Origin of the sequence: Shewanella psychromarinicola, from assembly GCF_003855155.1 — a bacterium.
Lineage (GTDB): Bacteria > Pseudomonadota > Gammaproteobacteria > Enterobacterales > Shewanellaceae > Shewanella > Shewanella psychromarinicola.
On sequence record NZ_CP034073.1, the window covers coordinates 1,357,996 to 1,369,485 of the forward strand.

11 protein-coding genes and 1 rRNA gene are annotated in these 11,490 nt (G+C 42.6%); 6 read left to right on the forward strand and 6 right to left on the reverse strand.

What is annotated here, in order from left to right:
• Positions 1 to 328 precede the first annotated feature (328 nt).
• Genes ccmE through ccmA form a run of 5 tightly spaced genes read right to left on the reverse strand, consistent with a single transcriptional unit; the run spans position 329 to position 3,102 of the window.
• The gene (ccmE, locus tag EGC80_RS05935; protein ID WP_124013994.1) at positions 329 to 814 is read right to left on the reverse strand and encodes a cytochrome c maturation protein CcmE; all 486 of its coding nucleotides are present in this window, start codon (positions 812 to 814) and stop codon (positions 329 to 331) included.
• Positions 798 to 1,010 carry a heme exporter protein CcmD gene (gene ccmD / locus EGC80_RS05940; RefSeq protein WP_101033757.1) on the reverse strand — a complete coding sequence of 71 codons (213 nt, stop codon included), beginning with the start codon at positions 1,008 to 1,010 and terminating at the stop codon, positions 798 to 800. Before ccmD ends, ccmE begins: the two co-directional genes overlap by 17 nt.
• Positions 1,010 to 1,756, reverse strand: a complete 747-nt coding sequence (locus tag EGC80_RS05945; RefSeq protein WP_101033759.1) for a heme ABC transporter permease — start codon at positions 1,754 to 1,756, stop codon at positions 1,010 to 1,012. Before EGC80_RS05945 ends, ccmD begins: the two co-directional genes overlap by 1 nt.
• Positions 1,756 to 2,442 carry a heme exporter protein CcmB gene (gene ccmB / locus EGC80_RS05950; RefSeq protein WP_101033760.1) on the reverse strand — a complete coding sequence of 229 codons (687 nt, stop codon included), beginning with the start codon at positions 2,440 to 2,442 and terminating at the stop codon, positions 1,756 to 1,758. Before ccmB ends, EGC80_RS05945 begins: the two co-directional genes overlap by 1 nt.
• A gap of 9 nt (positions 2,443 to 2,451) precedes the next feature.
• Positions 2,452 to 3,102 carry a cytochrome c biogenesis heme-transporting ATPase CcmA gene (gene ccmA / locus EGC80_RS05955; protein WP_101033761.1) on the reverse strand — a complete coding sequence of 217 codons (651 nt, stop codon included), beginning with the start codon at positions 3,100 to 3,102 and terminating at the stop codon, positions 2,452 to 2,454.
• Between the two features lie 323 nt (positions 3,103 to 3,425).
• On the opposite strand from ccmA, the gene EGC80_RS05960 reads away from it, so the two are divergent.
• Positions 3,426 to 3,719 carry a c-type cytochrome gene (locus EGC80_RS05960; RefSeq protein WP_101033762.1) on the forward strand — a complete coding sequence of 98 codons (294 nt, stop codon included), beginning with the start codon at positions 3,426 to 3,428 and terminating at the stop codon, positions 3,717 to 3,719.
• Positions 3,720 to 3,813: 94 nt separating this feature from the next.
• On the opposite strand, the gene ccmI is transcribed toward EGC80_RS05960, so the two are convergent.
• Positions 3,814 to 5,070, reverse strand: coding sequence for a c-type cytochrome biogenesis protein CcmI (ccmI, locus tag EGC80_RS05965; RefSeq protein ID WP_101033763.1), 1,257 nt, complete (start codon positions 5,068 to 5,070; stop codon positions 3,814 to 3,816).
• A 417-nt stretch (positions 5,071 to 5,487) separates the two neighbouring features.
• Here ccmI and EGC80_RS05970 point away from each other — a divergent pair, with 417 nt between their 5' ends.
• The 5 genes from EGC80_RS05970 (at position 5,488) to EGC80_RS05990 (ending at position 11,213) form a co-directional block, all read left to right on the forward strand.
• Complete coding sequence (locus EGC80_RS05970) at positions 5,488 to 7,458, forward strand: heme lyase CcmF/NrfE family subunit (protein WP_124013995.1); 1,971 nt, start codon at positions 5,488 to 5,490, stop codon at positions 7,456 to 7,458.
• Positions 7,459 to 7,474: 16 nt separating this feature from the next.
• Complete coding sequence (locus tag EGC80_RS05975; RefSeq protein WP_124013996.1) at positions 7,475 to 8,029, forward strand: DsbE family thiol:disulfide interchange protein; 555 nt, start codon at positions 7,475 to 7,477, stop codon at positions 8,027 to 8,029.
• A complete protein-coding gene (gene nrfF / locus EGC80_RS05980; protein WP_124013997.1) occupies positions 8,029 to 8,511 on the forward strand; it encodes a heme lyase NrfEFG subunit NrfF in 483 nt (160 codons plus the stop codon). Before EGC80_RS05975 ends, nrfF begins: the two co-directional genes overlap by 1 nt.
• 75 nt (positions 8,512 to 8,586) lie before the next feature.
• Positions 8,587 to 9,111, forward strand: a complete 525-nt coding sequence (locus EGC80_RS05985; protein ID WP_101033767.1) for a TlpA family protein disulfide reductase — start codon at positions 8,587 to 8,589, stop codon at positions 9,109 to 9,111.
• Between the two features lie 559 nt (positions 9,112 to 9,670).
• Positions 9,671 to 11,213: ribosomal RNA gene (locus EGC80_RS05990) — 16S ribosomal RNA — on the forward strand.
• Positions 11,214 to 11,490 lie beyond the last annotated feature (277 nt).

Below are 11,490 nucleotides of genomic sequence, written 5' to 3' on the forward strand. Positions count from 1 at the left end.
TTATCTGGCTCGTTAATCTAGGTGAGGGTAGTTTTCAAAACGCTTAATAAGTAGCGATCTTGTGTTCGCTGAGCAGTAGGTTCAGTGCCTGCTCATCATGACGTGCCTTTGATTTTCATCGCCGGCTCAATGAGTTATCGTTAAGTTTCTAGTGTGGATTTATATGCCTTTAACTCTAGACCTTATACTGAGTTAATGATTAAAGTAGTCTGAATCCAGATAGCGTCATTGGTTTACCCGAATAGCATCCAATGCCTGCAGACGGTAAATTAGTTTTACTGGGTATAAAAAAAGCCTCCGAAGAGGCTTGATTGAATGTTGTGTTTATTTACTTATTGCCCATAGCCTCTTCACTATAGCTAGGCTTTTCATGCTTTTGTCCCATCGCTTCAGCGACTTCAGGCGGCATATAGTTTTCATCGTGCTTGGCGAGGACTTCAGTCGCTTCTAGTTTTCCAGACGCTACTAGAATACCTTGGGCAACGATCCCTTGGCCTTCTCTAAATAGGTCTGGAAGTAAATCATCATAAGTGACGAACACTGTCCCACCCGCTGAATCATGCACTGCAAATTCAACATGTAAACTTTTTGGATCACGTTTCATCGACCCTATTGTGACCATGCCACCGACTCGGATCCGTTGTCCTACTTCTGGCATTACACCCGTATCGTTTTTCCCGTGGGTGATTTCATACGGTGTATAGAATAAATTCAAATTAGAATTTAGTGCGTATAACAATAACGAAGCAACAGCTGCAACACCGGCTATTAACGCTACTGCAAGGGTTAATCTCTTTTTACGTCTTGGATTCACGATTATTACCTCTTGTTTCTTTCAGGCGTTGTTCACGCGTTATTTTTTTAGCTATTTCAATTAGGACTGTGCGTTTTTTTCGCACGCTGAGGATGATCAAGGTTCCTAAAGAGCCGATTGTTACACCGTAAGACAACCATACATAGAATCCATAGCCACCCATATTAATGAAATCTTTCAATGAATCAAATTGCATTATTTTGCCTCCTCTGCAGTTGCTAAATCTCTTACCCAAGGGCGCATGCCATTTCGAGCGAGGATTTCGGTTCTATAACGGACTAAGGTAATTGCACCTATCATTACTCCAAAACCAACTATATTGATCAATAGTGGGTATAGCATATCTGTCGACATGGTTGATTTTTCAGTTATTTTAATTGTAGACGGTTGATGTAAGCTGCTCCACCAGTCGACAGAGTATTTAATAATCGGAATGTTAATCACACCGACAATGGCCAAAATACCAGAGGCTCTAGCCGCGAGCACCTTATCTTCAAAAGAAGCATACAGCGAAATAATACCTAAGTATAAAAAGAGTAAGACTAATTCAGAGGTCAGACGCGCATCCCATACCCACCAAGCGCCCCACATTGGTTTGCCCCATGCGGCTCCGGTAAGTAATGCTATGAATGTGATAACCGCACCAATAGGTGCTATTGCTGCCGCGGCCCAATCGGCAGATTTAATTTGCCATACTAAACCTATAAAGGAAGCGGTTGCCATTGCCAAATAAGCGCTCATTGACATCGATGCGGCAGGCACATGGATGAAAATAATACGATAACTATCGCCTTGTTGGTAATCTGTTGGTGCAAACAATAATCCCCAAATGCTCCCAGTTCCAATAAGTAAAATCGCGAATGTGGTAAACCACGGCAGTAGTGTGCCTGACAATTTATATGCTCGTTCAGGATCAGCGAAGGTATGAAGCCATTTCCACATTAGTTTGTACTCACACGTAAAGAGGCACCAATTGCAAAAGGAGCCAAGATTAAAGAACCGACCAACATAGCGGCTAGTATCGCCAGTTGGCCATCATAAGTAAGGTTGAGTCCTGCGGCATCAATTGCGCTAGTGGCAAAGATAAGTACAGGAATATATAAAGGTAGAATGAGTAAGCTCAGTAACACGCCTCCTTTTCGAAGCCCAACGGTTAGTGCTACACCTATCGCACCTAGTAAAGATAACACCGGGGTTCCTAGCGCTAACGTCGCCATTAATGCACCGTAACTATTACTCTCTAAATGCAATAGAACGGCTAACAAAGGGGCAACTAAGATTAATGGCACACCTGTTAGTATCCAATGAGCCAGTACTTTTGATAATACTAATAATGGTAATGGCTGTGGACTCAACAACATCTGCTCAAGGCTACCATCGTTGTAATCGGCTTTAAATAATCGCTCTAATGACAACATAGAGGCGAGTAAGGCCGCGACCCATATAATGCCAGGTGCTACTCTTGTTAGGACCTGAGGTTCAGGCCCAATTCCTAGAGGAAAAAGAGTGACCACTAATATAAAAAATAATAGTGGGTTAAAAATATCACCGCGATGTCGGATAGCAATTCTTAAATCTCGTTGCAAAAACGTCATGAATGATGCGGTGTAACTAATTCCTCGTTTCATCCCAATACCTTATATAAAGCGATAGTCGAGCGTGACTTTACGTAACATGTCATCACGAATAATGCTCATATCTTGGTGGGTGGTTAATATGACACATCCTCCCGATTTAGCATGTTGTATGAAAAGTTGTTCCAATTCTTCAACGCCTTTTTTATCAATTGCAGTAAAAGGTTCATCGAGGATCCAGATTTTACAGTTGCTATGCTGTAAACGTGCTAATGCGGTTCGACGGTGTTGTCCTGCAGATAAATGACCTGCCAGAGCTTCTTCAAAACCGGTTAAATTGACCTTCGCCAAAATAACGTTAGTGTCGAAATCATCATAGCCACTGATTCTTAAATTGAAGTTAAGATTTTCTTCTGCAGTGAGCTCACTTTTTACACCCGCCAAATGCCCAAGATATAACAAGTCGAGATTAAACTCGTCTCTACATCGATTAATGTCTTCACCTAAATATTCAACCTCACCAGCATAGGGGCGAGATAAGCCTGCAATAATACGTAGTAGGCTAGTTTTACCAGCACCATTTGGGCCTTCAACTTGGACAATATCACCCGCATTGATGTTAAAACTAAGTTCATCAAATAAAATGCGTTCTTCGCGAATACAGGTCAATTCGTTGGCACTTAATAGTACTTTTGGTTGGTTTGATATAGTCACTTATCCCTCTTGTTTTGCTTGAGGATGAATTCGAAAAGATATTAACACAAACACTTTTACCGGTTTAGCTTTGTCACCGATTAAGTGCTAGCAATTTGATATGGTTCCAAAAAATAATATATAGTTTGAACTTTTTTAATGATTGCTAATATATTACCTTAACTGCACTGATTGTCTTGATTTAGGGACTAAGCTGAGATTGTTATCACAAAAAGATGAGTTTTTTTGCTATTTGTAGTAATCTTATGTTGCCAAAATGAGTCTGCCTTCTAAATCAAAGGGCAGCGTTAAGCTTTATATATTTGCAATTAGGAACGATGAACATGAAAAAATTGTTAGCAATGACTGCAGTAGCTGCATTAACTTTGTCTGCAAATGTATTTGCTCAAGAAGGTGAAGCTATTTATAATAAAGCGTGTCAAGTCTGTCACAGCATGGGCGTGGCTGGTGCGCCTAAAGCTCATGATACTGCGGCATGGGAACCACGCCTAGCGAAAGGTTTAGATGCCTTAGTGGGTTCGGTTAAGTCAGGTTTAAACGCTATGCCACCAGGTGGTATGTGTACTGACTGTACCGATGACGATTACAAAAAAGCAATTGAGTTTATGTCTAAGTAGCTTTCGACTAGATCAAAAAACCGGCTAATAGCCGGTTTTTTTATGGGTCAATCTTAGTCATGTTAGCGTATAACATCACTAAGACTAAACAGGGTTACTGTACTAAGGTATCCAGTGTTAGTGCAGCATTACCACCCACTTTTATTGCTTTAATTGTGCCCTTTAAGTCACCCGACTGTGGCTTAACACTGCCATTCTTTGACAATACCGCAATGATTTCGACTTCTTGTACTGAACTGAGTGTGACATCGCCACCCATAGAAGTACTGTCATCTAGTGTAATTGTTGTGGGTAAACTGCTTGCGCTGATTTTAGTTGCGGCTAGCGGTACTTTAAGGCCTTGGGTTGCTCGTGCGAAAATAAACACAGTATCTGTATCAGCCACTTTATCCGCTAGTTCTGGCGAAATGGATATTTCAATCGCCACCGTTTTGGCGTTGCTAGTGATATCTGATTTGTGATTGGCATCACTAGGCATTGAGTCTGGGTTTTCACCAAGGCGCATGTTAGCAGACTCAATCGCATTCATTAATGCTGTTCTATCAACATCATTACGATCACTGTCTAAGATCATTTGCCACGAATTGATGGCTTTATTGTAGTTTGCGGTAAAGAAAGCATCCATACCAACGAGAAGCAGCGTGGAGGGATCTTGTGGATCTAACGCTAAAGATTGATCAATTATCGCTTGAATTGCCGGTGACATTTGTTGATTAGCTTTGTAGTATAGCGCTGTCGCTTTAGGGCCAAGGAGTTCAGCTTGCGTGCCCACTAACTCCATCACTTTATCAAATGCAGCAACGGCTTTATCATATTGATTGGCAGAGATATAAGCATGCCCAAGGCTAAACCAAGCTTGACTGTCGTCTGGCTGAGCTTGCACTTTTGCTTCCATTATCTGTACCCGTTGCGACATAATTTGCGCCGGATCCATACCCTGATGAGGATTGCTGGCTTGCGAAGGAGGGTTGGCTAATTCGTTGTAAGCACCAAGTTGTTGATAAAAGTAACCTGAAACAGCCAACAAACAAATGGTCATAAAAGCAGGCCACAAAGCAGTTTTTGATTTAATTTCGACATCAAGGGAGTCGTCACCCTTTTGTTTCATATCCTGAAGTAGATTTATCTCTAGTTCTTTCTTTAATGCTTCGAATTCGACTTGATCTAAAAGATCGTCTTTCAATTCTTTTTCAAGAATAGCTAAACGTTCAGCAAAAAGTTCAAGGTTAGTTTGTCTACGAACACCAGATTCTTCAGCTTGTAACAGCTTTTTCTGGCGAAAATGTGGAACCCAAATCATGATTAGGCCGATGAGTACGACAAGCGCAATAAATATCCAAAATGTGGTCATTGTTTCAATATTCACTTTTAGGTTAACAGAGAAAGCGGCAATTACCGCAGTGCTTGGAATCTTGATTATACGTAAAGATTATTAATTGAATAGTAATATAAGGAAGATATGAATCCAAATCCTGATAGTTGCGTACTGGTTCACAGATTGAATTGTTTGGCTAACTCATGGTGAAACTTTGTTAAGGTAATCCTGTCAGACTGGTTGTGGAAACTTTTCGATTTATCTCAATCGATGTTCATAATGAGACTAGTGACCCAATTTTGCACGAAAATGGCAGACAGAAGTCATCGCAAGTTCTAAAATGCGTTAAAATTCGTTTAAGCTAATGTGCGTATATTAGTTCATCGCATTAATTGGTACTGTAGTGATTTGTTTGTTTCAGATCCGCTTATTTTTTTAGACTAAGGAATACCCATGATTCCAGAAATTGGACATTTCTCGCTCATTCTCGGTTTGGCTTTTGCCATACTGTTAGCTAGCGTGCCGTTATATGGTTCCGCATGTAAAGACCAGTATCTCGTTCGTTATGCTTGGCCATTGACATACGGAATGTTTTTTTTCATCACTCTATCGGTCGTTATCCTAGGGTACAGTTTTGCGGTTGATGATTTTTCGGTGGCTTATGTCGCACATCATTCCAACTCACAATTACCTATTTTCTTTAAGATTGCGGCAGTTTGGGGTGGTCATGAAGGATCACTATTATTCTGGGTCTTTGCATTATCTGTATGGTCTACCTCTGTGGCACTATTCAGTAAAGGGTTAGAAGAAGTCTTTACCGCCAGAGTATTGTCAGTCTTAGCGATGATTGTTGTTGGTTTCACCTTATTCATGGTACTGACATCAAGTCCATTTGAACGGTTATTTCCTATTCCTTTAGAAGGGAGAGACTTAAATCCGATGCTGCAAGATGTTGGATTAATCTTCCATCCACCTATGCTGTATTTGGGTTACGTGGGTTTCTCAGTATGTTTTGCTTTTGCCATAGCAGCACTTATGAGTGGCAGACTTGACTCCGCATGGGCTCGTTGGAGTCGTCCTTGGACTTTAGCGGCTTGGATATTTTTAACCGGTGGGATCTCATTAGGTTCTTGGTGGGCTTATTACGAATTAGGTTGGGGCGGCTGGTGGTTTTGGGACCCGGTTGAAAATGCGTCATTTATGCCTTGGTTAGTGGGTACTGCGTTAGTGCACTCATTAATCGTGACAGAAAAACGTGGTGCATTCCGTAACTGGACTGTATTGCTAGCTATCTTTGCGTTCTCATTAAGTTTACTCGGCACCTTTATTGTTCGTTCGGGCGTATTAACGTCAGTACATTCTTTTGCAGCAGATCCAAGTCGTGGTTTGTTCATCTTGCTGCTGTTAGGCCTTGCCATCGGCGGTTCGTTAACTCTGTTTGCTTTCCGAGCCAGTGAAATGAGCAGTCCAGCACGATTTGAGCTTAAATCGAAAGAAACCATGCTGCTAATCTGTAACGTATTACTTACTGTTGCAGCGGGTACTGTTCTACTGGGTACACTATATCCTTTACTGATTGATGCATTAGGTATGGGCAAAATTTCAGTTGGCCCTCCGTATTTCAATGCTGTGTTTGTACCTATCGTACTAGTGCTATTTTGTTTTATGGGTATAGGTCCAATTATTCGTTGGAAGAAATCTAAAGCCGGTGAAATCAAAAGACAGTTACTTGTTCCAGCTATTATCGCGTTAGTTGTGGGTGTTGCAGCTCCATTTGTTGCTGGCGGTGAATTTAATGCTTGGGTAATGTGTGGTGTGGGTGCTACCGCGTGGATCATGCTAGCCACTCTTCGCGCTGCTTATAATATGGTAAGCAATAAAGAAGGCGGTATCAGTCTCAATCAAATAGGTCGTAGCCAGTTAGGGATGCTCTTTGCCCACTTTGGTATTGCGGTTTCAGTAATGGGGGCAACAATTGTCTCTAATTACTCGATTGAAAAAAGTGTTCGCATGGGACCAGGTATTAGCCAAGAGCTGGCAGGTTATACATTCAAGTACTTAGAAACTAAAAATGTCGTCGGCCCTAATTATACTGCCAAACAAGGTCAGATTGAGATTTATAAAGATGATGAATTTGTCTCTTTGTTAAAGCCTGATCGTCGTCAATACACTGTTCGTACTATGGATATGACTGAAGCAGGTATTGATTGGGGATTATTCCGCGACCTATATGTCACTATGGGCGACCCCATTAGTTTAACTGAGTTTGCTGTACGTCTTAATTATAAACCCTTTGTACGTTGGATATGGTTTGGCTCAATCTTTATGATGATTGGTGGCTTCCTTGCTGCATCAGATAAGCGTTATCGTGTGAAGCAAGTTGCTTCAGAAGATGTAGTAAAAGCAAAATTAGCGACAGTGTAATTAACTCGGAGACACTATGAAGAAGTTTGTACTGTTTATACCCTTAGTCATATTCTTGGGTATGGGCGCGTTTTTATACAAAGGATTATTTCTCAATCCTAAAGTGCTCGATTCAGCATTAGAAGGAAAGCCTGTTCCGGCTTTCCAACTTGAGCGCTTAGAAGTGCCTAGTGAAGTCTTAACTGAGAAAGATCTTCCTGCAAAAGTGTCGATGTTAAACTTTTGGGCGACTTGGTGTCCCGCATGTAAATATGAGCATCCTTATTTGTTGATGTTATCTAAACGTAATTTGTTACCTATATATGGTATCAACTATCGTGACGAGCGAGCATTAGCAATTAAAGAGTTAACCACTCTAGGTGACCCTTACACAGCTAACCTCTTTGATAAAGATGGTCGCCTAGGGCTCGACCTTGGGGTTTATGGCGCACCAGAAACATTTATTGTCGATCATAACGGTATTATTCGTTATCGTTATGCAGGACCAATAGATCAAACAGTATGGACACAAACCTTGTATCCGATGATCCAGCAATTACAAGCTGAAGCAAAAGTTGATGGAGCATCGTAATGAAATTCGTATTTAAAATAATGATGGTTTGTACTAGTTTACTTTTTACTTTGACGGTAATGGCTACACCAGTCGATACCTATGAGTTTAAGTCAGCTGAAAATCAACAAAGGGCATTGTCACTCGCGCATCAATTGCGTTGTCCACAATGTCAGAATCAAAATTTAGTCGATTCAAACTCACCTGTTGCACAAGATTTGCGTCTAGAAGTGTATCAGATGGTTGATAGCGGTAAATCTGAAGCTGAAATTATCGACTTTATGACCAGTCGCTACGGTGATTTTGTTTTGTACAATCCTAAGCTAGACTCGAAAACATATATTCTATGGCTTGGTCCATTTGGGTTACTTATTTTGGGTCTCTTTATTGGTTTTATCTTTGTGCGCAAGCAACGGATTCAAGCAACAGAATCAACAACCTTGTCGACAGAGCAACAAGCCGAGTTAGATGCAATATTAAATCCTAATAAGACAACCAAGTAACCAATCGGAGTATTAACCTTGAAACAGTGGTTTGCGTATATCTTCACGAGCTTCTTTATATTGGGTATTGCAAGTATGGCTAATGCATACCCCGGCATGCAAGCTGCGGCTAAGCAAACCACTGAGTCAACACTTGATCGGATTAATATCCTACCGCAACCATTCCCTATTGCTTTAGTCGACTTCACCAACCCCGTTGGTCAGCCAATTAATTTTGAACACTATAAGGGAAAAGTGGTTGTGGTTAACGTTTGGGCTACTTGGTGCCCACCTTGTGTCAGAGAGCTCCCTGCGCTAAATCGATTAGATAAAAGCTTAGATGCAGAACATTTTGCACTAATACCTATTTCTATTGATGCCGAAGCGGTTAATGTCGTACAGCCATTTTTGGAATCTCTTGAATTATCCACATTCAACTCATATTTTGATCCGCAACAACAGTTACGAGATGTATTCCCACTCGATACAATACCGGCGACATTTATCTTAAATGAACAAGGTGAGCTGGTGGCCTATGTTCGCTCGTTTGTCGATTGGGATGATAAGAATGTGATTAGTTTCCTTAACCAATTCCGCAACAGCACAGTAAAAGTACAATAAACAGTCAATAAAGCTCAAAAAATATCTTAAAGGATCGCTTTTGGTGAAAAGATCGCCAAGCGATCCTTTTTTCTTAAAAAAGGGCTTGCGCTAAATCTTGTATTGCCTATAATGCGCATCCACTGACACGGCAGACAGCGAAAGCAGTCACCGAGTTGGGTTGAATTAAGTGGTTCAAAACACTGAGTTCAAGGCGAAAAGAAAGTTTGAAAAAACACTTGACGCGAAACGGGAAATGCGTAAAATACGCACCCCAAGCCAACGACCTAGCGTCAACGGCCGCTGAATGAAAAATCGAAAGATGTTCATGTTAGCAACGTTCTTTAACAATCTAAACAAGAAATCTGTGTGGACATTCACAGGTATTGAGTTATTCGAAATTGTCTTCTGTTCTTCGGAATGTTGGCAATCAAAAAATTTCAACTCAATGCAACGATGAATGTTCATAGTAATATGTACAAACATTATTTAGATTCTTCCGAGTCTAATTAATGAAATCAGAATTCATTGAGCCGAAAGCTTCGTTCTTACTTGTAAGGGTGAAGGTTTCAAAAAACTTTAATTGAAGAGTTTGATCATGGCTCAGATTGAACGCTGGCGGCAGGCCTAACACATGCAAGTCGAGCGGTAACACAAGGGAGCTTGCTTCTGAGGTGACGAGCGGCGGACGGGTGAGTAATGCCTAGGGATCTGCCCAGTCGAGGGGGATAACAGTTGGAAACGACTGCTAATACCGCATACGCCCTACGGGGGAAAGGAGGGGACCTTCGGGCCTTCCGCGACAGGATGAACCTAGGTGGGATTAGCTAGTTGGTGAGGTAATGGCTCACCAAGGCGACGATCCCTAGCTGTTCTGAGAGGATGATCAGCCACACTGGGACTGAGACACGGCCCAGACTCCTACGGGAGGCAGCAGTGGGGAATATTGCACAATGGGGGAAACCCTGATGCAGCCATGCCGCGTGTGTGAAGAAGGCCTTCGGGTTGTAAAGCACTTTCAGTAGGGAGGAAAGGTAGCGTGTTAATAGCCCGTTACTGTGACGTTACCTACAGAAGAAGGACCGGCTAACTCCGTGCCAGCAGCCGCGGTAATACGGAGGGTCCGAGCGTTAATCGGAATTACTGGGCGTAAAGCGTGCGCAGGCGGTTTGTTAAGCCAGATGTGAAATCCCCGGGCTCAACCTGGGAATTGCATTTGGAACTGGCGAACTAGAGTCTTGTAGAGGGGGGTAGAATTCCAGGTGTAGCGGTGAAATGCGTAGATATCTGGAGGAATACCGGTGGCGAAGGCGGCCCCCTGGACAAAGACTGACGCTCATGCACGAAAGCGTGGGGAGCAAACAGGATTAGATACCCTGGTAGTCCACGCCGTAAACGATGTCTACTCGGAGTTTGGTGACTTAGTCACTGGGCTCCCAAGCTAACGCATTAAGTAGACCGCCTGGGGAGTACGGCCGCAAGGTTAAAACTCAAATGAATTGACGGGGGCCCGCACAAGCGGTGGAGCATGTGGTTTAATTCGATGCAACGCGAAGAACCTTACCTACTCTTGACATCCACAGAAGAGACCAGAGATGGACTTGTGCCTTCGGGAACTGTGAGACAGGTGCTGCATGGCTGTCGTCAGCTCGTGTTGTGAAATGTTGGGTTAAGTCCCGCAACGAGCGCAACCCCTATCCTTATTTGCCAGCGCGTAATGGCGGGAACTCTAGGGAGACTGCCGGTGATAAACCGGAGGAAGGTGGGGACGACGTCAAGTCATCATGGCCCTTACGAGTAGGGTTACACACGTGCTACAATGGCAAGTACAGAGGGTTGCAAAGCCGCGAGGTGGAGCTAATCTCACAAAGCTTGTCGTAGTCCGGATCGGAGTCTGCAACTCGACTCCGTGAAGTCGGAATCGCTAGTAATCGTGGATCAGAATGCCACGGTGAATACGTTCCCGGGCCTTGTACACACCGCCCGTCACACCATGGGAGTGGGCTGCAAAAGAAGTGGGTAGTTTAACCTTCGGGAGAACGCTCACCACTTTGTGGTTCATGACTGGGGTGAAGTCGTAACAAGGTAGCCCTAGGGGAACCTGGGGCTGGATCACCTCCTTACCTATACGACTAACTCAATACCTAAAAGTGCAGCGATGCATGTGAGTGTTCACACAGATTACTTGTTAACTTCTTCGGAAGTAGAGTGAAATGCGCCGCCAGCCGGTTAGCATTGTTCTTTAACAATTTGGAAAGCTGATAGTACTAACTAAAGGCGCATAGATGATGATTCGTTGTCGTTTGTGTGATTACGTTAGTGCGAAAAATAATACTGATGCGAAAGCATTAGTATCTTGAGTTCTCAACACACTGTTTAAGTGTCTTGAATATTCTAAAA

Coding starts and splice junctions, on each gene's coding strand:
- nrfF (WP_124013997.1), top strand. CDS start 8,029: ATGAAATTCGTATTTAAAATAATGATGGTTTGTACTAGTTTACTTTTT.
- ccmB (WP_101033760.1), bottom strand. CDS start 2,442: ATGAAACGAGGAATTAGTTACACCGCATCATTCATGACGTTTTTGCAA.
- EGC80_RS05945 (WP_101033759.1), bottom strand. CDS start 1,756: ATGTGGAAATGGCTTCATACCTTCGCTGATCCTGAACGAGCATATAAA.
- EGC80_RS05975 (WP_124013996.1), top strand. CDS start 7,475: ATGAAGAAGTTTGTACTGTTTATACCCTTAGTCATATTCTTGGGTATG.
- ccmD (WP_101033757.1), bottom strand. CDS start 1,010: ATGCAATTTGATTCATTGAAAGATTTCATTAATATGGGTGGCTATGGA.
- EGC80_RS05960 (WP_101033762.1), top strand. CDS start 3,426: ATGAAAAAATTGTTAGCAATGACTGCAGTAGCTGCATTAACTTTGTCT.
- EGC80_RS05985 (WP_101033767.1), top strand. CDS start 8,587: ATGGCTAATGCATACCCCGGCATGCAAGCTGCGGCTAAGCAAACCACT.
- ccmI (WP_101033763.1), bottom strand. CDS start 5,070: ATGACCACATTTTGGATATTTATTGCGCTTGTCGTACTCATCGGCCTA.
- EGC80_RS05970 (WP_124013995.1), top strand. CDS start 5,488: ATGATTCCAGAAATTGGACATTTCTCGCTCATTCTCGGTTTGGCTTTT.